Source organism: Acetohalobium arabaticum DSM 5501 (assembly GCF_000144695.1).
Taxonomy (GTDB): domain Bacteria; phylum Bacillota; class Halanaerobiia; order Halobacteroidales; family Acetohalobiaceae; genus Acetohalobium; species Acetohalobium arabaticum.
In genome coordinates, this window is the sequence record NC_014378.1 from 32046 (window position 1) to 54022 (window position 21977).

Here is a 21977-nt window from a genome sequence, read left to right on the forward strand (position 1 = left end):
TCAATAAAGGCTATGTTATACTTTTCTATGCGTTGGAGAAGTACCCAAGTCAGGTTGAAGGGGACGGTTTGCTAAATCGTTAGGTCGCCATATAGGCGGCGCGAGGGTTCAAATCCCTCCTTCTCCGCCATAATTAATGATTGTATAATTAATCCTTGACAACTTAATTAATCTGTTATATAATGAATAAGTGAGTCAATATGGAGGGATGACCGAACGGCAAGGGGCTAGACTTGAAATCTAGTGAAGGCGAAAGCCGTCTGGGTTCGAATCCCAGTCCCTCCGCCATTATTGTGGAGAAGTACCCAAGTCAGGTTGAAGGGGACGGTTTGCTAAATCGTTAGGTCGCCATATAGGCGGCGCGAGGGTTCAAATCCCTCCTTCTCCGCCATTTATCATGCGCCCGTAGCTCAACTGGATAGAGTAACTGACTACGAATCAGGAGGTTGGAGGTTCGACTCCTCCCGGGCGCACCACTTTTATTTAGATGGTGATATAGTGGATTCTGATGATGAATTTTATATGAAATTAGCTTTGGCTGAAGCCCAAAAGGCTTATGATAAAGCAGAGGTTCCTATTGGAGCAGTAGTAGTTAAAGGAGATGAGGTTATTGCCCGCAGCCATAATCTGCGTGAAAAGTTAGCCGATCCAACTGCTCATGCTGAAATATTAGCTATAAAAGAAGCGGCTAATACTTTAGGTGATTGGAGACTATATAACTGTACAATTTATGTAACAGTTGAACCCTGCGTGATGTGTGCTGGTGCTTTAGTACAGGCTAGAGTAGAAAGGCTTGTTTACGGTACTGCTGATTTAAAGGCTGGAGCTGCTGGGTCCATTCTGGATTTAGTTCAGTTTTCTGATTTTAATCATCAGCTTGAGGTTAAATCAGCTATTTTAGAAGATGAATGTAAAGATATAATGGAGTCTTTCTTTCAAGATTTACGACAAGGGAAAATAAATTAAAATTTAGTATAAATTACGTGGAGAGGTGTCCGAGTCCGGTTTAAGGAGCCCGCCTGGAAAGCGAGTAGACGGTTCAACCCGTCTCGAGGGTTCGAATCCCTCCCTCTCCGCCATTCAACTAAGTTAAAAAAGGAGTAATCCTTAATATAGATTTGTCGTGCTAGACGGGGTGGTAGCGGTGCCCTGTAACCCGCAATCCGCTACAGCGGGGTTGAAGTCTATCTGAGCATTTTCCTTTTTAAGGTCAGGCTTAAGTAAGTGGCGTTGAAGGTTGGGTCCTACGCAACGGGAGTTTACAAACTCCGTCAGGCCCGGAAGGGAGCAGCGGTAAGTAAATCTTTCCGTGTGCCGTAGGGGTACCTGACTGGAGCTAACTACTTAAGTAACGCTTAAACAGGATTATGCGAGGGTAGATGCACGACATATTTTTATATTAGCTATAATTATTTGCTCTCGAATCTCATAATAAGGTTGGGAAAAAGATGAGTTATTTATCATTATACCGCAAATGGAGACCGCAGACTTTTAGTGATATTGTAGGGCAGCAGAATGTAATTCAGACTTTGGAGAACGCTATTAAATTTGATAGAATTGCCCATGCATACTTATTTTGTGGACCGCGTGGTACCGGTAAAACCAGTACTGCTAAGGTTTTTTCTAAAGCTTTGAACTGTAATGATGGTCCTACTGTAACGCCTTGTAGCGAATGTAAATCCTGCCAAAAGATTGAAGATAATAGTTCCATTGATGTAATTGAGATTGATGCTGCTTCTAACCGTGGAATTGATGAGATCAGAGAGTTAAGAGAAAAGGTTAAATTCTTTCCTACTGAAGGTAATTATAAAGTCTATATTATAGATGAAGCCCATATGTTAACTAAAGAAGCTTTTAATGCTTTATTGAAGACATTAGAAGAACCTCCGGAGTATGTAATCTTTATTTTAGCAACTACTGAACCCCATTCATTATTACCAACTATTCTTTCCCGCTGCCAGCGGTTTGATTTCAGCAGATTATCTATACAGAATTTAGTTCAGCGATTGAATTTTATCTCTCAACAGGAAGAGATTGATCTGACTGCTGAAGCAGCCCTAGCTATTGCTAGAAGTGCTGAAGGCGGTATGAGGGATGGGATTAGCCTGTTAGATCAGATTATCTCCTATAGCGGTGATCGGATTGAAATTGATGATGTGGTTACTGTTTTAGGTTTGGTAGATAGGGAAGTCCTGTTTGAAATGGTAGAGATAATTACTAATAATCAAGTTGAACAGGGACTATCGCTGATAAATGATATTGTAAATCAAGGTAAAGATTTACAGCAGTTTGTTAATTCATTAATTGACCATTTTCGTAATCTGTTGATTGAAAAAGAATGTCGGCAGATTAATGACTTAATTGAATTGCCCACAGAACAGATTGAGAAGATAGAAGAACAGTCAAATAAATTAACCACTACAGAATTATTGAGGTTAATTAATGTCTTAATAGAGCTTGAGTCTGATCTTAAACAGAGTAATTATCCGCAAGTACTTTTAGAGATGGGGATTATTGAATTAATTAAACCAGAAGTAGATACTTCTCAAGAAGGAATTTTAGATAGATTAACTCGGCTAGAAGAGAGGATTTCTACTTTTCAGCCGTCTTCTGACCAATCTTCAGTTGATAAAGAAACTGAAAAAGTTATAAAAAATAGAGAGAAGAGTAAATCTATAAATAAGAAGGAAGTAAAGAACAAGGGACCAAAAGTAAAGGAAAGTAAAGAAGAAATTAAACAGGAGGATGAGTCAAAAGATAATATATCTTTTGCTCAGATTCAAAAGCGCTGGACTGATATTTTAGAATATTTACGTAAAGATGAAGCCCGAACTTATGCTATGTTAAAAGAAGGTAGATTATCTGCTGTAGAGGATAATGGATTAATTATTGCTTTTGATAAGAAACATGGATTCCATAAAGAGAATATAGATCGTAAAACTGGAGTTATCGAAAAGATAATCAAAAAAGTTTTAGGATTAGAGTTGAAGGTGAAGACAGTTTTTTCTGGAAGTAATAAGTATAAGCAGCAAGCAGAGAATAAGAAACAAGAAAATAGTAATGAACAGAAGCCTAGAAGTAATCAGGATACTGAAAATCCAAGCAAGAATAAAACTGAAGAAAACAGCTTGAAGGCAGCAGAGAATCCGTTGGTTAAAAAGGTTTTAGATGTTTTTGATGGTAAGATTATTAAAGTAGAAGAAGATTAAATTGTAAGGAGGAAAAAGCTATGGATATGAGTAAAATGATGAAGCAGGTGCAGAAGATGCAGTCGCAGATGGAAGATGTACAGGAAGAATTAGCTGAAAAGAAAGTGGAAGCAACTGCTGGAGGTGGAGTAGTTAAGGTTGTTGCTAATGGACAGCAGGAGATTGTAGATATTAGTATTGAACCTGATGCAGTTGATCCTGATGATGTGGAGATGTTAGAAGATCTAATTTTAGCGGCAACTAATGAAGCTATGCGCAAAGTACAGGATATGGCTTCTGAAGAAATGGGTAAATTAACTGGAGGCATGAATATTCCGGGATTATTTTAATTAAGGGGCAGTAGCCATGAAATATTATGCAAAACCGATCGCAAAATTAATTGGTAAATTAACTAAGTTGCCTGGTATTGGACCTAAAAGTGCACAACGATTAGCCTTTTATATTATGAATGATTCTGATGAGGAAGTTGAAGAGTTGGTTGATGCTATTAAAGATGTTAAGGACAGGATAGATTACTGTGAAGTATGTAATAACTTAACTGAGCATGAACGCTGTAATATCTGTAGCAATGATGAACGGAATCGATCTGTTATCTGTATAGTTGAAAGTCCTAAAGATATAATTGCTATGGAAAAGACAGGAGAATATAATGGCCTTTATCATGTCTTGCATGGTTCTATATCTCCCATGGAAGGTGTAGGTCCTGATGATATTGAGATTAAAGGATTATTATCAAGGATTGAAGATGAGGATGAAGAGGTAGAAGAGGTTATTTTAGCTACGGACCCTAATGTGGAAGGGGAAGCAACTGCAATGTATATTGCCCGCCTACTAAAGCCGTTAGGTATTACTGCTAGTAGAATAGCCCATGGTCTACCGGTAGGTGGAGATTTGGAGTATGCTGATGAAGTTACCCTTTCTAAAGCTTTAGAGGGTAGGAAACAAGTATAAATTAATGAAGTTTTGGTTATCCTATTGGTGAATTAAGGGGGTAATCAAGATTTCTTCTATTATTGACTTTATGAATCAGATATCTGATAAACTTAATTCCTATTATAAGGAAATGAAGGCTGAATTAGTTACTTTAGAAGATCTTGATCCTACAATTGATGAAGAACTGGAGAATGCTAGACAGGAATGGAGAGAAGCAAGAAGATATTTTGAGAGAGTAGAGGATCCTTATTTGATTGATTATGCTATTTATTCTTTGGAAGCTGCAGAAGCTAAGTATAATTATCTAATAAAAAAGGCTAGACGTTTAAAGAGTCACCAGTAATTGGTGGCTTTTATCTTTATTACTTGACATTTTTCTAATAATTTCATATAATTAATATAGTTAACACTAAGATGTAATATTTTTCAGGACTAGTGGTCATACCATCAGTTGAACCTATAAATTCATTTATTGTTTGAATAATGGCAAAAATAGAAAAAAATGGTTTCTTATACTAATCATTACATATATGGATTTAATTATAAAACGATTTTTGGATAAAATAGACTGCTTTTTTAATACTATTATTGAGTAAAAAGTTATTTTTAAGTTAATATTTTGAAAAAATATTTTCTTTATATTATGCAGGAAAAGATCTATTCGTTGTGGAAATTAATATGTGGTATGTGATATTTGCCACATGATGATTTTAAAGTATGATTGTTTAATTAAAATCAGGAGGTGGGATTCCAAGCTTTATAGGGTATAAAATTTAAGATTTAATATTTAAATATGAAAGGAGGACTATAGATGGCAAATTTAACAGAAATTCGCTGGCATGGTCGTGGAGGACAGGGTGCTAAGACAGCATCTATTCTATTAGGCAAGGTTGCTTCAAAAACTGGCAAGAATATTCAAGCATTTCCAGAGTATGGTCCAGAAAGAATGGGGGCACCAGTATTAGCATTCAATAGGATTAGTGATGAGGAACTTACAGTTCACTGTCAGGTTACTGAACCGAGTATAGTGACTGTTTTAGATCCTACTTTACTGGAAGCTGTTGATGTAACTGAAGGTATACCAGCTGACGGTAAAATTATTATTAATACCACTAAATCTCCAACCGATGTTAAGAAGGAATTAGACTTTGAGGGAGAAGTATATACTGTTGATGCTGATGGTATCTCTACTGATGAAATTGGAGCTGCTTTTCCTAATACTCCAATGTTGGGGGCATTAGTAAAGGTAACTGATTTATTGGAATTTGATAACTTCAAAGAACAGGTTGAGAAGGAATTCAAAAAGAAGTTTGCTAGTAAGCCTGAAGTTATTGATGGTAATATGAAATCAATTGAACGGGCTTACCAGGAGGTGAAGAGTGAATAATGGCTGCTAAAAAAGATGCTCAAAAACCCGGTTGGAAGGAAGTTCCAGAAGGCGGTTTGATCTTAGAAGCAGGTAATGCTACTGAGTATAAGACTGGAGGCTGGAGAACTCATCGTCCAGAATTGGATATAGATCAGTGTATTAATTGTCATCGCTGCTGGATTTATTGTCCAGATTCTGCTATTGTTTCTGAAGATGAAGAAGTTACTGGATTCGATCATGATTATTGTAAAGGCTGTGGAATTTGTGCTCATGAATGTCCTGTTGATGCTATTTCTATGATTAAAGAGGAGCCATCAACTGAAGAATAAATGGAAGGAGGAAGATAAATATGTCCAACGAGGTTGCTTTAACTGGTCACGAAGTAATAGCTAATGCCATGAGGCAGATAAATCCTGATGTTGTAGCAGCATATCCAATAACTCCGCAGACAGAAATTGTACAGTTATTTTCACAATTTGTTGCGGATGGAAAAGTAGATACAGATTTTGTTACTGTAGAGAGTGAACACAGTGCAATGAGTGCTACAGTCGGTGCATCTGCTGGTGGAGCTAGAGCAATGACTGCTACTGCTGCTAATGGTTTAGCTTTAATGTGGGAAATTGTATATATTGCTGCATCAACTAGATTGCCGATTGTAATGCCTGTAGTAAATAGAGCATTAAGTGGACCAATTAATATTCACTGTGATCACAGTGATGCTATGGGGGCTAGAGATTCCGGCTGGATTCAGCTATATGCTGAGGATGCCCAGGAAGCTTATGATAATGCTGTTCAGGCTGTAAGAATTGGTGAACATGAAGATGTTAGACTACCTGTTATGGTTAATATGGACGGGTTTATTATCAGTCATGCAGTAGAGAATATGGAATTATTAGCTGACGAAGACGTACAGGAATTTGTTGGTGAATATGAACCGGAAAATACTTTATTAGATTCTGAAAATCCAATTACTGTAGGACCGATTGACCTACAGGACTTCTATTTCGAGCATAAACGTCAGCAGGTTGATGCAATGGAGAATGCTAAAGATGTTATTGCTGATATTGCTCAAGAATATAAAGAAATGACAGGTCGCGGCGTTGAATATTTTGAAGAGTATAAGTTAGATGATGCAGAAATTGGAATTTTAGCTTTAGGTTCTACTGCTGGAACTGCTAAAGTAGCTGTTGATGACTTAAGAGAGCAGGGGGTTAAGGCTGGACTTCTCAAATTAAGAATGTTTAGACCTTTCCCAACAGAAGAGCTTGTAGAAGCACTTAAAGATTTAGAAGTATTAGCTGTAATGGATAGAGCAGATACCTTCTCTACTACTGGAGGACCTGTATTTGCTGATGTAAGAAGTGCTTTCTATGATGCTAAAGCTGATGTAGAGGTAGTTAACTATATCTATGGTTTAGGTGGTCGTGATACTAGAGTTGAAGATATAGAATCTATTTATGAAGATCTACAGGAAATTGCTGCTTCTGGTAAGGTTGAAAATAGAGTAAATTATCTCGGTGTAAGAGAATAGGAGGTGGAATAAATGTCTAAAGTTAATTTAAAAGAATTATCACATCAGGATGAAAGGTTGACCGGTGGACATAGATTATGTTCAGGATGTGGAGCTTCAATTATTGTGCGACAGATTTTACATGCCACACAAGATCCAGTGGTAGTTGGTTGTGCAACAGGTTGTCTTGAGGTTTCAACTACTATTTATCCTTATACTGCTTGGAAAGACTCTTTCATTCATAATGCTTTTGAAAATTCTGCTGCAACTGTTAGTGGTGTAGAAGCTGCTTATCGTTCTTTAAAGAAGCAGGGTAAGATCGATGAAGAGACAAAGTTTTTAGCTTTTGGTGGTGATGGTGGAACTTACGATATCGGTTTCCAATCACTTTCTGGAGCTATGGAACGTGGGCATGACATGGTTTATGTCTGTTATGATAACGGTGCTTATATGAATACTGGTATTCAGCGTTCCAGTGCTACACCTAGAAATGCTAGTACAACAACTAGTCCAGCTGGAGAAGTAATTCCTGGTAAGCAGCAGTTTAGAAAAGAGTTGACTGATATAGTTGCTGCTCATAACATTCCTTATGTTGCCCAGGCTTCACCACATAAGTTTAAGGATTTAGTACGAAAAGCTAAAAAAGCCTTTGAAGTAGAAGGACCGGCCTTCTTGAATGTATTATCTCCATGTCCAAGAGGATGGAGATATCCAGAAGATGAGGCTATGGATCTATTGAGATCAGCTACAGATAGCTGTTTCTGGCCGTTATATGAGTGTGAAGATGGTGAGTGGAAGTTAAATTACAAGCCGAAAGAAAAGGCTCCAATTACTGATTGGTTAAAGCCGCAGGGTAGATTTAAGCATGTCTTTAAAGAAGGTAATGAGCATTTAGTTGATGAGATCCAAGAACATGTTGACCAGAGATGGGAAACAATTCTTCACCGCTGTGGAGAAACTGAATAAGTTAATATCAAACAGGGTTAGCCGGTCTCGGCTAACCCTGTTTTAATATCTTTATTCTTCAATAATTGCTTCTGTAGGACATTCATCTGCACAGATACCGCATTCTATACATTCATCTTCATCAATTGAATAAATATCGCCTTCTTCAATAGCATCTTCTGGACATTCATCCAAACAGGTTTCACAGGCTACACATTCATCAGTGACTTTAAAAGCCATTTTATCCCTCCTTTATCAGTTGATTAAATTTTATTTAGTTACATAAGATAAAATTAAACTTAATTATTTAAATTCCTTCTTTTTTAGGAAAAAAATAATATTTATCATTAGTTAAAAGGAAAATGGTAGATGGTTAGTGTATTACATTAAATATAAGGATTTATACCTAAGTAATTATTATAGTAGGATATAATCATAATAAGATTTAAAATGAATGATGGGTTAGAGTAAATTATAATAGAGAAGGTATAGAATTTAATATGTTTAGGGAGGTAAAAGAATGGAAATTACTAAAGAAGAACTGCGAGCTGGATTTAAGGAAGAAAATTATATCTGTGGTGAGGAGGTAAGAATACCTACTTATTTAGCTTTAAAGTTAGAAAAGCCGCTGTTAATCACTGGAGAGCCGGGGGTAGGTAAGACAGAGATTGCTAAAGTGTTAAGTAATTTTTTTAATACTGAATTAATTCGACTACAGTGTTATGAAGGATTGGATGAGAATAAAGCCCTTTATGAATGGAATTATCAAAAACAATTGATCAATATTCAGATTAATAAGGATAATAAATCAGAGAATCTGATTGAAGAAGATATCTTCTCTGAGGATTATTTATTGGAAAGACCATTACTTAAATCAATTAAAGCAGAGAAACGTCCGGTATTATTGATTGATGAAATAGATAAGACTGACGAAGAGTTTGAGGCATTTCTGTTTGAATTGTTGTCTGATTTCCAGGTTTCGATTCCTGAATTAGGGACGGTGGCTGCAAAACAGAAACCGATTGTAGTGTTAACTAGTAATGCTAATCGAGAATTATCTGATGGTTTAAAACGGCGCTGTATCTTTTTATATATTGATTTACCATCTATTGAAAAGGAAGTGGAGATTATTCGTACTAAAGTACCTGGGATTGGTGATAAGTTATCTAGAGATATTGCTGCTGCGATTAGTTATCTCAGGGTTAATCTGGATCTTAAAAAGAAGCCTTCTATTTCTGAAACATTGGATTGGGCTAGAGCTTTAGTAGGCTTAGATGCAGATAGATTGAGTCCAGAATTAATCCAGCGTACTAGAACGTTATTTTTGAAGAATAAGAATGATCTGGATAGTTTTGATGAATTAGGAGCCAAGCGTTTAATTAGAGAGATAAATTAAGAGAATAAGTAGTAAGTTGGAAGTGAGGTAAAATAGAATGCAGGATAGTGATGACTTAGTTAAAGAGGTTGATGAGTCTATTAATATTTTTTCTGCAGAAGAGAAACCTGATTATGTAGAGAATAATATGATAAAATTTATTCAGATTTTACGTAATTTAGGGATTAAAATCAGTTTAGCTGAATCAATTGAAGCAATGGAAGCCTTAAAATTAACTGATATTATTGATAAAAAAGAGGTTAAAGCTACTCTCCGTTCCTTGTTAGTCAAAAACAATTATGAACGAGAGATCTTCGATGAAGCTTTTGAGGCTTTCTTTGTTGCTCAGAAAGAAAAGCAACAGAGACAGGAAGCCAGAAAGCAGGAAATTAAACAGCAGGAAGAGGCCAAAAGGAAAGCAGAAGAAGATTTGACCTTTAAGCGGGAGAAGGGAATAAGTAATAAAGATGAAGAACTTGAGTTAAATCTGACTGATGAGCAAAAAGAAACTTATACTCAATTACCTGAAGAAGCTAAGCAGAAGATCAGAGATTATATAGAGGATAGTTTTCCTGGCCATTTACAGTATTCTTCAAATGTTCAACCTATGTTAGAAAAGATGGTTGGTGGATTATTGAATTACTGGAAGCGTCAGTTAAAGAATAGTGATCAAGAAAGGCAACAACAGCATGATCTCGAGTCGAAACTAACCGGTGATTTGGAGATGGATACAGTAATTCAACAGGTTGTTTCTTCTCTGCAGGAAGATGAGTCATTATTAACTCAGGACTTAAAGAAGATTCCTGAAGAGAAGCTATCCCAAGTGACGATGATTATCAAAAAGCTATCCCATAAATTGGCTACTAAAATTTCGCGGCGCTTCCAAAATAGTTTAAAGACAGATAAAATCGACCTTAGAAAAACAATCAGGAATAATATTAAATATGGCGGAGTAATGCTGGATTTGGAGTATAAAACTAAGAAGATTCAAAAACCGAAGTTCTTAGTAATCTGTGATGTATCAGATTCTATGGCCCGTTATGCTACATTTGTTTTGCAGTTTATCTATGGTATTTCCAGTGCTATCCAAGATATAGAAAGTTTCATTTTTTCTGAAGATTTAGAGAGAATTACTGAGTATTTTAATAGTAATTTATCATTTAAAGATACAATGGCTAAAGTTATTACCAATAGTGAAGAATGGGGAGAAACAACTAATCTAAATCAGGCTTTGGAGACTTTTCAGCACCAGCATCTTGATTTATTAACTCCAGAAACTATTCTTTTTATCATGAGTGATACTAAGACTTTACAGTATAAAGAAGCAGCAGCAAAACTAGAAGATATGCGTGATCATCTAAAAGATATAGTCTGGTTGAATACGTTAGACCAATCTGAATGGGATGAGCTGGAATCTGTTCAGGCTTTCAAAGAGGTAACTAGAATGGTGGAATGCTATACAATAAAACATCTTAATAATTCTCTGAAAATTAATATTTTAACTTAATTTTTCGATTCTCTTGACACTTTTAAATAAGTTTGATAAACTTATTTAAAATTTAAGAAGTTAAATAAGGTTGGTTCGTATAACTTCGAGAATAAGGCTCGAAAGTTCCTACCAAATGGCCGTAAACCATTTGACTACGAATTTTGATGGTAGTTGAGATACTGTAATCTGTTTTTGATTTCAGTGGGCCTAAGTATGGTTAGCAAAGAAACTATGCTTAGGCCTTTTAATGTTAGTATCGAAAATAAACCAAGGAGGGGTATTTTAATGGAGAATAAATTTGAAAAAGAAGGACTTACTTTTGATGATGTACTCTTGATACCGGCTAAATCTGATGTACTACCTAAAGAAGTAGATGTGTCTACTCATTTGACGTCTGATATAGAGTTGAATACTCCCATTTTAAGTGCTGGAATGGATACCGTTACTGAGGCAGAACTGGCTATTGCCATGGCCCGCGAAGGCGGTATAGGAATTATTCATAAGAATATGTCTGTTGAACAGCAGGCTGAGGAAGTTGATAAGGTAAAAAGATCAGAGAGCGGAGTAATAGTTAATCCATTTTATTTAACTCCTGATAATTTTGCTTATGAAGCTGAACATTTAATGTCTAAATTTAAGATTTCTGGAGTACCGATTGTTAATAATGAGGAAGATATGAAATTAGTAGGAATTATAACCAACCGTGATTTGAGATTTGAAAAGGATTTTGATCAGAAGCTTTCAGAAGTTATGACTAAAGAGGGGCTCGTTACTGGACCAGTAGGGACTACATTAGAAGATGCTGAGGATATTCTACAGGAGTATAAGATTGAAAAGCTGCCGTTAGTTGATGATGAATATCGGTTAAAGGGATTAATTACAATTAAGGATATAGAGAAGGCTGAAAAGTATCCTAATGCTGCTAAAGATGAGCAAGGGCGTCTTTTAGTTGGAGCAGCTGTAGGAACATCACGTGATACTTGGAGTCGGATTGAAGCATTGACTGATGCTGGAGTAGATGTAATAGTTATTGATACAGCTCATGGACATTCTACTAAAGTAATTGATTTGGTAAGGGAGATTAAAGAGGAATATTCTAAATTAAATTTAATTGCTGGTAATGTTGCTACTGCTGGAGCAACTAAGGATTTAATTGAAGCAGGTGCAGATGCAATTAAGGTAGGTATCGGTCCTGGGTCTATCTGTACGACAAGAGTTGTAGCAGGAGTTGGGGTACCTCAGATTACAGCAGTTTATGACTGTGCTAAAGAGGCGGAGAAGTTTGGTGTACCGGTGATTGCTGACGGAGGAATCAAGTATTCTGGTGATATTGTTAAAGCTTTAGCAGCTGGTGCTAGTACTGTAATGTTAGGCAGTCTGTTAGCAGGAACTAAAGAGAGCCCTGGTGAAATAGAGATCTATAAAGGAAGAAGCTATAAAGTTTATCGCGGAATGGGCTCTGTTGGAGCTATGAAAGAAGGTAGTAAAGACCGTTATTTTCAGGAAGAAAAGAAGAAATTAATTCCGGAAGGTGTTGAAGGAAGAACTCCTTATAAAGGCGAATTATCAGATACTATTTATCAATTAGTAGGTGGTCTGCGATCCGGTATGGGATACTGTGGAGCTGAAGATATAGAAACATTAAAAGAAGAAGGTAAATTCACTAGAATTACTGGAGCTGGTTTAAGAGAGAGTCATCCTCATGATATAGAAGTTACTAAAGAATCACCTAATTATAATTTAGAATCAAGAGAATAAGTATTTTGGTTTAAAGGCTCTTCTATTAATAGAGGAGCCTTTTTGATTTTTAATTAGAACTCTTTTATTCTAGATGTAACTAGACATGTAAAGGAGAAAAAAATCTTTTCCAGAATAATAACAAATAAGAAAAAAGATTATGATGCATGATGGAGGAAGACAAATGAAAGGATTATTTATTACATTAGAAGGACCAGAAGGAGCAGGTAAGTCAACTCAGATTGAATTATTAAATAAATACTTTAGTGAACAAGGTTATGAAGTGGTTCAAACTAGAGAACCAGGCGGTACTGAGATAGGAAGTAGAATTAGAAACATACTACTGGATAGTAATTTAGATAATTTAGAGCCTAAAACAGAACTGTTATTATATGCAGCCAGTAGAGCCCAGCATGTTAATGAGGTAATTAAGCCGGCATTAAAAGAAGGAAAAGTAATAATCTGTGATCGATTCAGTGATGCTACCCTAGCTTATCAAGGCTATGGAAGAAGGCTGGATAAGGACTTGATTCTTAAGTTAAATCAGATGGCAACAGGCGGTTTAGAACCTGATTTAACTTTTTTATTGGATATTGAGCCTGAAGAAGGACTATTGAGAACAAAAAATGAAGTAAGAGACAGAATAGAAAGAGAGGATTTATCATTTCATCAACAGGTCAGGGATGGATACTTAAAGCTGGCTGAAAAAAAGAGTCGTTTTGAGGTTATAGATGGTAGCCAGAGTATAGAAAATATATTTGATAATCTGATAGAGACATTGGAAGAGAGGTTAGAGCTCAATGAAGATTCAGAATGATTTAAAGAAGGACCTTAATCAGCTCCTTAATAAATCTAAGTTACAGACTTCTGAGTCAGTCAAAAGCAGTGATAATAAATTTTTGGATACTCTTCAGGAAGTCCATGATGCTAATACAAAAGAAAGACTGGATGAATTATTGGGACAGATAGATAAACAGGGTGAACGGTTGAGCCAAAAACGAACATTTAAAGAATTAGTTCGTTATAAAAAGATGGTTCAGCAGTTTGTTAAGGAAGCAGTAGAAAAAATGTACAGAGTAAAAGAGGAGTTTAGTACTTATGGAAGCGGGAATCATAAAGTATATAATCTAGTGGTAAAAGTTGATGAGTCACTGGAGGAATTAACAGAATTAGTCTTGGATAAACAGTCAACTCAGCTGGAGATACTTGACCGTCTTGATGAAGTACGTGGTATGTTAGTTGATATCTATACTTAAAGCAATTTAGGAACAAGGAGGAAGGGATATGGCTTTTGGAGATGTTGTAGGCCAGGATACACCTATAGATATATTACAGAATGGGCTTAAAAGAGACAGGGTTAATCATGCTTATCTCTTTGCTGGTAAAAAAGGAGTAGGTAAAGAGTTTACTGCTGTTCAGTTTGCTAAGGCCCTTAACTGTAAAGAAAGAAAATCTGATGCCTGTGGTGAATGTATATCCTGCCGTAAATTTAACAGCGGCAATCATCCTGATATAGTTAATATTGAACCGGAAGGTAAGTATATTAAGATAGACCAGATTCGCAGTTTGCAGCAGAATACTTCCTATAAACCTTATGAGAGTGAATGGAAGATATATATTATTAAACAAGCAGACCGGATGAATCTTCAGGCTGCTAATGGTCTGCTGCGAACATTAGAGGAGCCTCCTAAGTATGTAGTTATTATTCTGCTGGCTTCTAAAGAGGATTTATTATTGCCGACTATTACTTCTCGCTGTCAAATTATCAAATTTAGGACTTTGACAGTTGATGAAATTACTGATAGATTAATTAGTAGGTTTGAATTGGATAGAGCTGAAGCTGAAAAGATAGCTATTTTAGCCGATGGTAGTTTGGGTAAGGCAATTGAGTTTATTGAAAATGAAGATACCTTAACAACTAGGGAAATAATACTGGATGAGCTTAAAGAATTAAATGGTTTGGATATAGTTGAAGTATTTGAGTTGGTCCAGAAAATACTGGATTATAAAGAAGAAATAGATGGAATTTTAGAAAGCATAATAACTTTTTATCGAGATTTATTACTGTATAAAGGCAGCCAAAAAGAAGAGTTGTTGATTAATTTTGATTATCAAGAAGAAGTAATAAAGTTAAGCCGAGAATATACTTTTGATGAATTACAGTCAATTATCGAAGAAATAGAGCAGACTAATAATTTGGTTCAAAATACCAATGTAAAATTACAACTAGCTTTAGAGGTAATGTTGTTAAATATAAAAGAAAAGAGGGTGTGATAGTAATGCATACTATAGTGGGAGTAACTTTTGGTAAAGCAGAAAAAATATATTACTTTGATCCTGCAGATATAGAATTAGTAGTAGGAGATAATGTAATCGTAGAGACTTCTCGAGGGGTTGAGTTTGGTGAAGTAGTAATGCCGCCCCAGGAAGTTCCAGACGAAGAAGTGGTTTATCCGTTAAAAGAGGTAATTAGAAAGGCAACTTCTAGCGATTTTAAGACTAAAAAAGAGAATGATGAAGATGAAGAAGAAGCCTTTGATATCTGTTTAGAGAAAATAGATGAACATGGTTTACCGATGAAGTTGATTGAAGTTGAGTACACCTTTGATCGAAATAAGATTATTTTCTACTTTACTGCTGATGGAAGAGTGGACTTTAGAGAGTTAGTTAAGGATTTAGCATCTATATTCAAGACTAGAATTGAACTCCGCCAGATTGGTGTTAGAGATGAAGCAAAGATGGTAGGAGGTTTAGGTCCTTGTGGGCGTCAACTATGTTGTGAGACAGTATTAAGAGATTTTGAACCTATTTCTATTAAGATGGCTAAAGCCCAGAATTTATCGCTGAATCCGGCTAAAATATCAGGGATCTGTGGCCGGCTGATGTGCTGTCTGAAGTATGAGTGTGATAATTATAAAAAGGCTAAAAAGAAAATGCCTAATGTAGGGGATAAAGTAGAAACTGATTTCGGTGTCGGAGAAGTTATTAATCTTAATGTAGTAAAAAAGACAGTAAAGGTAAGTTTAAATAACAGTGATAAATTAGAATTTTCAATTGATGAGGTAAAGACAATTGAAGAAGAGGATGAAGCAAGTGATGATTAATTATATAGAGAGCACCTATTAGGTGCTCTTTATTTTTAGCTGACAGGGATAATGATGATTGGTAGTGAGGTAATAGCTATTATGATTTATGGATATACTAACTGATAAAGATTAATAATTATTTTAATTAAGCAGGATTAATTTCAGTTATCACGAATATAATGCAAAGACTCTTCATATGGAGGTATTTAATTGTGGAGGAAATTTTAAGTCTATTAGCTACTTTTCAGGAAAAACTGAATATGTTAAATGATGATTTCCAGAAGATAAAGAAGATTACGCATAGATTATATAAAGAGAACGAAGAGCTAAAGGAAGAGAATGAGAATTTAAAGCGGCTGCTTTTTGAGCAGAAAGCAGAAAATGAAGAAGAACCTGAAGCTAGGGAAGGATATAATAATTTAGCTAAATTATATGAAGAGGGATTTCATATTTGTCATCTTAATTTTGGTGAAAAACGGGATGGAGAATGTCTCTTCTGCATGGGGCTTTTGGATATTCAACTAGATTCTGAAGTTGAGGCTGATAAAGTTGTCCAGGATTGAATTAAAGAAGGATGAAAGATTGGATGATTTAATACATAGTAATCTACAGATTATTCAAAGCAGCAATCACTTTGCTTTTGCTATTGATGCTGTTTTACTGGCTGATTTTGTAGAAATTAAACCCAAAGATCGAGTGATTGATTTAGGAACTGGAACAGGAGTAATTCCTCTGTTGTTAACGGGAAAGAATGATCCGGATCAAATAGTAGGTATTGAAATTCAGGTTAAATTAGCAGAGATGGCTCAAAGAAGTGTCCTGTACAATAAATTAGAGGATGTAATTGAAATTAAGAAAGCTGATATTAGACAGCTTAAAGAAGTCTTTGCTGCTGAAAGCTTTGATGTAGTAGTCAGTAATCCGCCTTATCTACCTTTAGGGCAGGGAAAGGTGAATCCTGATAGTAGTATTGCCCTTGCTAGACATGAACTCAAGGTTAAGTTAGAAGATGTAGTGGAGATTAGTTCTTATTTGGTGAGATATAAAGGAAGAGTTTCTTATATTTATCGGGTGGAAAGATTGGATGAGCTATTAGAAGTGATGAATTACTATAATCTGCAACCTAAATATATGCGTTTAATCCAGCCGGAGGGTGATAAGGCCTGCAATTTAGTACTAGTAACCGGAATTAAAGGAGCTAATTCTGGCTTAGAAGTTGATAAGCCGCTGATTATTTATCGTGATAATGGTGAATATACTGAAGAAGTATTGAAAATATATTATGGAGAAGATTATAATTATAAGGGAAAAGGTAGTTGATTGGATGGGACATTATGTTTATATTCTGCGCTGTGCTGATGAAACTCTTTATACTGGTTATACTACTGATCTTGACCGAAGGGTAAAGGAACATAATCAAGGACAAGGTGCTAAGTATACTCGTGGTAGAAAACCGGTAGAATTAGTTTATAGTGAAGAATATAGAACGAGAAGTAGTGCTCAAAAAAGAGAGTATGAGATAAAGACTTATTCTAGACAAAAGAAACTGGATTTAGTTAAAAATAGTAGTTAGCTTTAGGGAGGAATAGATTATGTCAGAAACTAAATTATATATCTGTGGAACTCCGATCGGCAATTTAGAGGATATCAGTCTGCGGGCCTTAAAGATTTTGAAAAAAGTAGATTATATTGCTGCTGAAGATACTAGAAGAACTCAGAATTTATTGAATCATTACGAAATAGATGCAGAATTAATTAGTTATCATGAACATAATGAAGAAGAAAAGAGTACAAAAATAATTCAGATGTTGAAATCAGGCCAAGAGATTGCCTTAGTCTCTGATGCTGGAATGCCGGGAATTTCAGATCCTGGCTATAAATTAACATCTCTGGCTGATGAAGAAGGTATTAGAGTAGTACCAATACCAGGGCCAACAGCTATGACAGCAGCATTAGTAGCTTCTGGCTTGCCTACAGATAAGTTTGTTTTTGAAGGTTTTCTGCCGCGGAAAGAAAAACAGCGTCAGGAGAGATTAAAAGAATTGAGTGCTGAAACTAGAACTCTTGTTTTTTATGAATCGCCTTATCGGCTAAAAGATAGCCTTCAGAATATGTTAGATATTTTAGGTGACCGTAAGATAGCTGTCTGGAGAGAGATAACAAAAAAGTTTGAAGAAAAGATTTCAGGTCAAGTTAGTGAAGTGTTGGGCCATTTTGAAGATGAAGATCCTAAAGGTGAAATTACTATAGTATTGGACGGTTTAGATGCTGACCAGCTTCATTATAAAGAAGCTGCCTGGAAAGACCTTACTATTTTGGAACATCTGCAGCTTATGATGGATAAAGGAGTTACTAAAAAAGAAGCAGTTAAGTTAGTAGCCAAGGAACGAGGTCTGCCTAAAAGAGAGGTATATGAAGAAGCAATTGTTATTGATGCCCAGGTGAAAAAATAATAGGAGTAGATAGCACTTAAGCTATCTACTGTTATATATAATGTCAGTCATATATGTAATATAAGTTTTCATTAAGCACTTTCAGTCATTTCAGCTAAACACTTGTAGCAGATTGTTTTGCCCTTAAAATTAGTAGTATTTCCAGCTTCGCCGCAGAAGACACAGGCTGGTTCATATTTTTTTAGAATAATGCTTTCACCATCTACATAGATTTCTAGGGAATCTTTTTCTTCAATCTCAAGTGTTCTTCTTAATTCAACGGGGATTACTACTCTTCCTAGTTCATCAACTTTTCTAACAATCCCTGTAGACTTCATTTCCAATACCTCCTTTTTGTTTTTCATTTTTCGACAACTAATCTTGAATAAATTATACTATAATTTCCAGGCAAAGTCAATACCTAACAATTTTTTAAAACTGGAGAATTTTTTGAATATTAATGTACATTAATATTCAAAATAATTAAAAGGTGGGAGATAAATGTTAGAAGTATCTGCAAAGCTTAAAGAAGATTTGACAAATGCTAATCAGGAACTACAACAGAAATATTCAAAGAAATCTGGATTGAATAAACAGGATCTAAGAGCTAAAATTAAACAAAAATTAAGTGGAATTATTAAGTTGAATCAGATGTCTGAAGATAGTTTAGAAGCTTGGACAGATAACAGAGTAATTGTTGGGGTTGATGGTTCGGTGAATAAATTGGGAAGTAATTATCCTCATTACCTCTGTTTATTACAGGCTTTAGCTAAGAGTACTGCTAAAGAAGATATAATTGAAACGGAATTATTCTGTCCCTTAGTTTCAAGTTCTAAAGAAGAGATTAATAAGTTTATACTTGATCAGCAACAGCAGGGAAATACCGGCATCAGTAAACAGTATGCTGCTAATAAGATTAAGATTTCTAAGTTAGCGGAATTAGAGCTGGAAGTAGCTCTACAGGCAATTAAAGAATGGCAGCCTAAATTAATTATGTTAGATGGTTCGCTGATTAGGTATCGAATTGAAGCGGAAGAAAAATGGAGTGAATTAAAAGAAACAGCTATTAGCCAAGAAATTCTATTAGTAGGAGTAATAGAGGAGATTGGAACTCAGGAAGTAGGTAAAGAGGTAGATGAGGAATTAGCAGAATTTTATGATCGTGAATTATTATTTGGAGTATTAAATCGAGGGGAGATGTTAACTTTAGAATTTAAACGGAGTCTAAAGACGGTATTTCTGCGGACAAGCCGAGACCCCCAGGTGATTGGTCTAGATATTTTGGAAGAACAGCAGTCTGAATTACAGAATATGGCTGAATTAATCTATACTTTAACTCCAGAAGACAGCCGCGGGATTCCTATCTGGCTGGATGTAGTGGACCATGAGGTTAGAATTTCGGATAAAATGATGGAGAGTTTGATTGATGCTTATCTGGATTCGAGCTTAAAGAAGAGGTTGTTTGCTTCGAAGCGGGAGGAGAGGGTTTATTGATATATTGTTGCGGTTTAGAGTTGATATCTTGCAAACGCTCCAGAAATCAGCCCTAATTAATTAGCAATAATTTACCTTTATATCTACATTCAAAGATCTTAGCTTATATGATGATCATTCTCTCTTATGGGGCTGCTTTAATGTCGCTTATTGCAAGATATCAACATTATCTTCGAAACAACCCAGGCTTACTGTAAATAATCAATATGCATTTAAATTAATTCCCTGGTAATATTTAGTTCAATAGTCAATATGTGTTCAGAGCGACTCTTAAAACTGGCCCGGAACCATGGACGGTGGAGGGGCAGTTTTTGACAGTGAGCGAAACAGGACGTTGAGCGAACGACAAGCGGAGGATACATATTGACTATCACTGCAATATCTTGGATACGTACATTGATTATTCGATGTAATTACAGATACAAAGTGCAGCATTATAATAAGTTAAATCTATCCGTAAGCTGTGATATAATGATAATATAATTACTTGATTAAGAGAGGTGTTGAAAATGCAGGTAGTTGGATTAACTACTCAACAGGAGGTCTATGTAGCTTCCAAAGAACGGAAGTTTCGCAGTAATGAGATATTGAAGATTTTAGATTCTGAACTGGATAATCCGTTAGGAGAAGTAATTGAAACTCAGTCCTATAACCGCTTTATTCCGCTGTCAATTGAAGATAGTTTTGTTGATAAAGGGGTTATTGAATCGCTGCGAAGTATAGGCTATAATATTGATGAAGATGAGATTAATATAGCAAAAGTAAGACTTTTGACAGAAGCTATCTATCCGGTTAAGACAGGAGCAGCAGTAGAGATACCGGAGTTTGATGAAGTTAAGGATTTAATGATTAAGGAGGAGCCTGATCAAGGATTAGTACTTGGAATAATTCGGGGGACAGAAGAGATGACAGCTGAGATGGATGATAAGCTGCAGAATATAGCTCCTCTACTTGAGGATGATGAGATTACTTCCCAGGAAGGGATTCCTTTTAACTTTAAGCTGCGGGCTATGCATCAGTATCCGCATATTGGTATCTTCGGCGGTTCTGGTTCTGGTAAGTCGTTTGGTATGCGTGTGATGTTAGAAGAATTGATGAAGTTAGAGGTTCCCACTTTAGTCTTTGATCCTCATTTTGAGATGGATTTTAGCGAAGATTTTGCCGGCTTACCTGAAGAATATAAAGTTGATTTTGATGATCGGTTCGAAATATTTCAGGTAGGACAGGATGTAGGTGTTAACTTTGAGGATTTAAGTACTAAGGACTTAACGGAACTGCTGTCAGCGGCCAGTGACTTAAGTGAATCTATGAGCAATGTTGTAGAAAGCTTACATAATACAAAAGGTAAGCGGGATTCATTATTAACCTTTAAAAATCGGCTGCATGATCTACAGGAGGCTATGAATGAAGGAAAGAATAAGATTCAGCGGCGGTTGAGGTCTGGTGAATTAAGCGGACAGAATAAGGAGCAGTACCAGGATTATCTCGGTCTGTTAGAGGATTACGGCAGCCTGCATTTAAGTTCAATTAATGGCGTTATCTGGCGGCTGAATAGATTGGAAAGGGATGGTTTGTTCAGACAAAGTATTACAGATATAGAGGATGCATTGAAGAGAAGACAGTCAGTAGTTATTCAGGGGACTATTAGATTGCTGCAGGTATTCTCTACTTATCTATTGGGGAATCTATACCGACAGAGGAGAGACTATAAGGATGCTGATTACCGTGGGGAAACAGCAGATTATTTTCCACCCTTTGTAATTGCTACTGATGAGGCCCACAATTTTGCTCCGAAAGGCTATGAATCGCCAGCAAAGAGAATCTTAAAACAGATTTCGCAGGAGGGTAGAAAGTATGGTACCTTCCTAATTCTGGCTACTCAGCGGCCGACATTACTAGAAGAAACAGTTACTGCTCAGCTGAATACTAAGTTTGTCTTCAGGACAGTTAGAGCCTCTGATATTGAAATTATCAAGCAGGAGACAGATCTAACTGCTGAGGAGGCTAAGCGGCTCCCTTATCTTAGATCCGGTGATGCCTTTATGTCTTCGGCTATCTTTGGGCGGACGATGCCGATTAGAATCAGAGTAGCTAAGACGACTAGTCCTCATACTGAGAATCCGTTTGATGAATTGGAAGCAAAGACTGAAGCAGATCAGGAAGAGTTTTATAATCTAATAGCTGATCAGCTGCCAATTCACGACAGTGATTTATTGACTCCGCTAAAAGAGGTTAATAAGAGGCTGGATGGCGGGGTATTGAATGTTAATAGCCTGCAGGACAGATTGGAAAATTTAGCGGCTAAAGGTAAGATTGAAAAAGAGGAGTCAGTTTTAGGTGATGTTACTTATAATTTAGAAAAATAACCAGTTAAAGCTTGACAAATTGGACTAAGTTA

24 protein-coding genes, 5 tRNA genes, 1 other RNA gene and 1 riboswitch are annotated in these 21977 nt (G+C 36.0%); of the genes, 28 read left to right on the forward strand and 2 right to left on the reverse strand.

The window, feature by feature from the left end; translation table 11 throughout:
* Positions 1–34: 34 nt before the first annotated feature.
* From acear_RS00170 to acear_RS00235, 15 genes are all read left to right on the forward strand, one after another.
* Positions 35–130, forward strand: a tRNA-Ser gene (locus tag acear_RS00170).
* A 72-nt stretch (positions 131–202) separates the two neighbouring features.
* Positions 203–288, forward strand: a tRNA-Ser gene (locus acear_RS00175).
* 7 nt (positions 289–295) lie between these two features.
* Positions 296–391, forward strand: a tRNA-Ser gene (locus acear_RS00180).
* A gap of 8 nt (positions 392–399) precedes the next feature.
* Positions 400–476, forward strand: a tRNA-Arg gene (locus tag acear_RS00185).
* 22 nt (positions 477–498) lie between these two features.
* Positions 499–966, forward strand: coding sequence for a tRNA adenosine(34) deaminase TadA (gene tadA / locus acear_RS00190; protein ID WP_013277028.1), 468 nt, complete (start codon positions 499–501; stop codon positions 964–966).
* A gap of 19 nt (positions 967–985) precedes the next feature.
* Positions 986–1079, forward strand: a tRNA-Ser gene (locus acear_RS00195).
* 42 nt (positions 1080–1121) lie between these two features.
* Positions 1122–1387: signal recognition particle sRNA large type (gene ffs / locus acear_RS12250), an RNA gene on the forward strand.
* 61 nt (positions 1388–1448) lie between these two features.
* The gene (gene dnaX, locus acear_RS00200; protein ID WP_013277029.1) at positions 1449–3209 is read left to right on the forward strand and encodes a DNA polymerase III subunit gamma/tau; all 1761 of its coding nucleotides are present in this window, start codon (positions 1449–1451) and stop codon (positions 3207–3209) included.
* 20 nt (positions 3210–3229) lie between these two features.
* Complete coding sequence (locus tag acear_RS00205) at positions 3230–3538, forward strand: YbaB/EbfC family nucleoid-associated protein (RefSeq protein ID WP_013277030.1); 309 nt, start codon at positions 3230–3232, stop codon at positions 3536–3538.
* 16 nt (positions 3539–3554) lie between these two features.
* Positions 3555–4160 carry a recombination mediator RecR gene (gene recR / locus acear_RS00210; protein WP_013277031.1) on the forward strand — a complete coding sequence of 202 codons (606 nt, stop codon included), beginning with the start codon at positions 3555–3557 and terminating at the stop codon, positions 4158–4160.
* A gap of 112 nt (positions 4161–4272) precedes the next feature.
* Positions 4273–4485 (forward strand): DUF2508 family protein, encoded by a 213-nt coding sequence (locus acear_RS00215; RefSeq protein ID WP_041667408.1) that lies wholly within the window; start codon positions 4273–4275, stop codon positions 4483–4485.
* Positions 4486–4953: 468 nt separating this feature from the next.
* Entirely contained in the window at positions 4954–5529 is a 576-nt protein-coding gene (locus acear_RS00220) for a 2-oxoacid:acceptor oxidoreductase subunit gamma family protein (protein WP_013277033.1), read from the forward strand.
* Positions 5529–5840 (forward strand): pyruvate synthase subunit PorD, encoded by a 312-nt coding sequence (porD, locus tag acear_RS00225; RefSeq protein WP_013277034.1) that lies wholly within the window; start codon positions 5529–5531, stop codon positions 5838–5840. The genes acear_RS00220 and porD overlap by 1 nt, the downstream gene beginning before the upstream one ends.
* A gap of 20 nt (positions 5841–5860) precedes the next feature.
* Positions 5861–7042, forward strand: coding sequence for a transketolase C-terminal domain-containing protein (locus tag acear_RS00230; protein ID WP_013277035.1), 1182 nt, complete (start codon positions 5861–5863; stop codon positions 7040–7042).
* Between the two features lie 12 nt (positions 7043–7054).
* Complete coding sequence (locus acear_RS00235; protein WP_013277036.1) at positions 7055–7987, forward strand: thiamine pyrophosphate-dependent enzyme; 933 nt, start codon at positions 7055–7057, stop codon at positions 7985–7987.
* A gap of 51 nt (positions 7988–8038) precedes the next feature.
* Here acear_RS00235 and acear_RS00240 read toward each other — a convergent pair whose 3' ends face one another.
* Positions 8039–8206: a DUF362 domain-containing protein gene (locus acear_RS00240; RefSeq protein ID WP_013277037.1), complete on the reverse strand. Its 168-nt coding sequence runs from the start codon at positions 8204–8206 to the stop codon at positions 8039–8041.
* A 280-nt stretch (positions 8207–8486) separates the two neighbouring features.
* On the opposite strand from acear_RS00240, the gene acear_RS00245 reads away from it, so the two are divergent.
* The 11 genes from acear_RS00245 to rsmI all read left to right on the forward strand — a co-directional run bounded on the left by acear_RS00245 (position 8487) and on the right by rsmI (position 18106).
* Entirely contained in the window at positions 8487–9362 is an 876-nt protein-coding gene (locus acear_RS00245; protein ID WP_013277038.1) for an AAA family ATPase, read from the forward strand.
* Positions 9363–9399: 37 nt separating this feature from the next.
* Positions 9400–10848, forward strand: a complete 1449-nt coding sequence (locus tag acear_RS00250) for a VWA domain-containing protein (protein WP_013277039.1) — start codon at positions 9400–9402, stop codon at positions 10846–10848.
* Between the two features lie 55 nt (positions 10849–10903).
* Positions 10904–11005, forward strand: a riboswitch (purine riboswitch).
* Between the two features lie 110 nt (positions 11006–11115).
* The gene (gene guaB / locus acear_RS00255; RefSeq protein ID WP_013277040.1) at positions 11116–12588 is read left to right on the forward strand and encodes an IMP dehydrogenase; all 1473 of its coding nucleotides are present in this window, start codon (positions 11116–11118) and stop codon (positions 12586–12588) included.
* Between the two features lie 163 nt (positions 12589–12751).
* The gene (gene tmk / locus acear_RS00260; protein ID WP_013277041.1) at positions 12752–13384 is read left to right on the forward strand and encodes a dTMP kinase; all 633 of its coding nucleotides are present in this window, start codon (positions 12752–12754) and stop codon (positions 13382–13384) included.
* A complete protein-coding gene (locus acear_RS00265; protein WP_013277042.1) occupies positions 13368–13823 on the forward strand; it encodes a YaaR family protein in 456 nt (151 codons plus the stop codon). Before tmk ends, acear_RS00265 begins: the two co-directional genes overlap by 17 nt.
* Positions 13824–13851: 28 nt before the next feature.
* Entirely contained in the window at positions 13852–14841 is a 990-nt protein-coding gene (gene holB / locus acear_RS00270) for a DNA polymerase III subunit delta' (RefSeq protein WP_013277043.1), read from the forward strand.
* Positions 14842–14846: 5 nt separating this feature from the next.
* Positions 14847–15671 (forward strand): PSP1 domain-containing protein, encoded by an 825-nt coding sequence (locus acear_RS00275; protein ID WP_013277044.1) that lies wholly within the window; start codon positions 14847–14849, stop codon positions 15669–15671.
* Between the two features lie 194 nt (positions 15672–15865).
* Positions 15866–16216 carry an initiation control protein YabA gene (locus acear_RS00280; protein ID WP_013277045.1) on the forward strand — a complete coding sequence of 117 codons (351 nt, stop codon included), beginning with the start codon at positions 15866–15868 and terminating at the stop codon, positions 16214–16216.
* A complete protein-coding gene (locus tag acear_RS00285; RefSeq protein ID WP_013277046.1) occupies positions 16203–16973 on the forward strand; it encodes a tRNA1(Val) (adenine(37)-N6)-methyltransferase in 771 nt (256 codons plus the stop codon). The genes acear_RS00280 and acear_RS00285 overlap by 14 nt, the downstream gene beginning before the upstream one ends.
* 4 nt (positions 16974–16977) lie before the next feature.
* Positions 16978–17226, forward strand: coding sequence for a GIY-YIG nuclease family protein (locus acear_RS00290; protein WP_013277047.1), 249 nt, complete (start codon positions 16978–16980; stop codon positions 17224–17226).
* A 19-nt stretch (positions 17227–17245) separates the two neighbouring features.
* Entirely contained in the window at positions 17246–18106 is an 861-nt protein-coding gene (gene rsmI / locus acear_RS00295; RefSeq protein WP_013277048.1) for a 16S rRNA (cytidine(1402)-2'-O)-methyltransferase, read from the forward strand.
* A 71-nt stretch (positions 18107–18177) separates the two neighbouring features.
* Here the strand turns inward: rsmI and acear_RS00300 are convergent, their stop codons facing one another.
* Positions 18178–18423, reverse strand: a complete 246-nt coding sequence (locus tag acear_RS00300; RefSeq protein WP_013277049.1) for an AbrB/MazE/SpoVT family DNA-binding domain-containing protein — start codon at positions 18421–18423, stop codon at positions 18178–18180.
* A gap of 163 nt (positions 18424–18586) precedes the next feature.
* On the opposite strand from acear_RS00300, the gene acear_RS00305 reads away from it, so the two are divergent.
* Together acear_RS00305 and acear_RS00310 are read left to right on the forward strand one after the other, a co-directional pair.
* A complete protein-coding gene (locus tag acear_RS00305; RefSeq protein ID WP_013277050.1) occupies positions 18587–19579 on the forward strand; it encodes a DNA double-strand break repair nuclease NurA in 993 nt (330 codons plus the stop codon).
* 509 nt (positions 19580–20088) lie between these two features.
* Positions 20089–21945, forward strand: coding sequence for an ATP-binding protein (locus acear_RS00310; protein ID WP_013277051.1), 1857 nt, complete (start codon positions 20089–20091; stop codon positions 21943–21945).
* Positions 21946–21977: the final 32 nt, after the last annotated feature.

Excerpts from the sequence above, each read along its gene's own strand:
- dnaX (WP_013277029.1), top strand. The coding sequence starts at position 1,449 with ATGAGTTATTTATCATTATACCGCAAATGGAGACCGCAGACTTTTAGT.
- acear_RS00205 (WP_013277030.1), top strand. The coding sequence starts at position 3,230 with ATGGATATGAGTAAAATGATGAAGCAGGTGCAGAAGATGCAGTCGCAG.
- recR (WP_013277031.1), top strand. The coding sequence starts at position 3,555 with ATGAAATATTATGCAAAACCGATCGCAAAATTAATTGGTAAATTAACT.
- acear_RS00215 (WP_041667408.1), top strand. The coding sequence starts at position 4,273 with ATGAAGGCTGAATTAGTTACTTTAGAAGATCTTGATCCTACAATTGAT.
- acear_RS00220 (WP_013277033.1), top strand. The coding sequence starts at position 4,954 with ATGGCAAATTTAACAGAAATTCGCTGGCATGGTCGTGGAGGACAGGGT.
- porD (WP_013277034.1), top strand. The coding sequence starts at position 5,529 with ATGGCTGCTAAAAAAGATGCTCAAAAACCCGGTTGGAAGGAAGTTCCA.
- acear_RS00230 (WP_013277035.1), top strand. The coding sequence starts at position 5,861 with ATGTCCAACGAGGTTGCTTTAACTGGTCACGAAGTAATAGCTAATGCC.
- acear_RS00235 (WP_013277036.1), top strand. The coding sequence starts at position 7,055 with ATGTCTAAAGTTAATTTAAAAGAATTATCACATCAGGATGAAAGGTTG.
- acear_RS00240 (WP_013277037.1), bottom strand. The coding sequence starts at position 8,206 with ATGGCTTTTAAAGTCACTGATGAATGTGTAGCCTGTGAAACCTGTTTG.
- acear_RS00245 (WP_013277038.1), top strand. The coding sequence starts at position 8,487 with ATGGAAATTACTAAAGAAGAACTGCGAGCTGGATTTAAGGAAGAAAAT.
- acear_RS00250 (WP_013277039.1), top strand. The coding sequence starts at position 9,400 with ATGCAGGATAGTGATGACTTAGTTAAAGAGGTTGATGAGTCTATTAAT.
- guaB (WP_013277040.1), top strand. The coding sequence starts at position 11,116 with ATGGAGAATAAATTTGAAAAAGAAGGACTTACTTTTGATGATGTACTC.
- tmk (WP_013277041.1), top strand. The coding sequence starts at position 12,752 with ATGAAAGGATTATTTATTACATTAGAAGGACCAGAAGGAGCAGGTAAG.
- acear_RS00265 (WP_013277042.1), top strand. The coding sequence starts at position 13,368 with ATGAAGATTCAGAATGATTTAAAGAAGGACCTTAATCAGCTCCTTAAT.
- holB (WP_013277043.1), top strand. The coding sequence starts at position 13,852 with ATGGCTTTTGGAGATGTTGTAGGCCAGGATACACCTATAGATATATTA.
- acear_RS00275 (WP_013277044.1), top strand. The coding sequence starts at position 14,847 with ATGCATACTATAGTGGGAGTAACTTTTGGTAAAGCAGAAAAAATATAT.
- acear_RS00290 (WP_013277047.1), top strand. The coding sequence starts at position 16,978 with ATGGGACATTATGTTTATATTCTGCGCTGTGCTGATGAAACTCTTTAT.
- rsmI (WP_013277048.1), top strand. The coding sequence starts at position 17,246 with ATGTCAGAAACTAAATTATATATCTGTGGAACTCCGATCGGCAATTTA.
- acear_RS00300 (WP_013277049.1), bottom strand. The coding sequence starts at position 18,423 with ATGAAGTCTACAGGGATTGTTAGAAAAGTTGATGAACTAGGAAGAGTA.
- acear_RS00305 (WP_013277050.1), top strand. The coding sequence starts at position 18,587 with ATGTTAGAAGTATCTGCAAAGCTTAAAGAAGATTTGACAAATGCTAAT.
- acear_RS00310 (WP_013277051.1), top strand. The coding sequence starts at position 20,089 with ATGCAGGTAGTTGGATTAACTACTCAACAGGAGGTCTATGTAGCTTCC.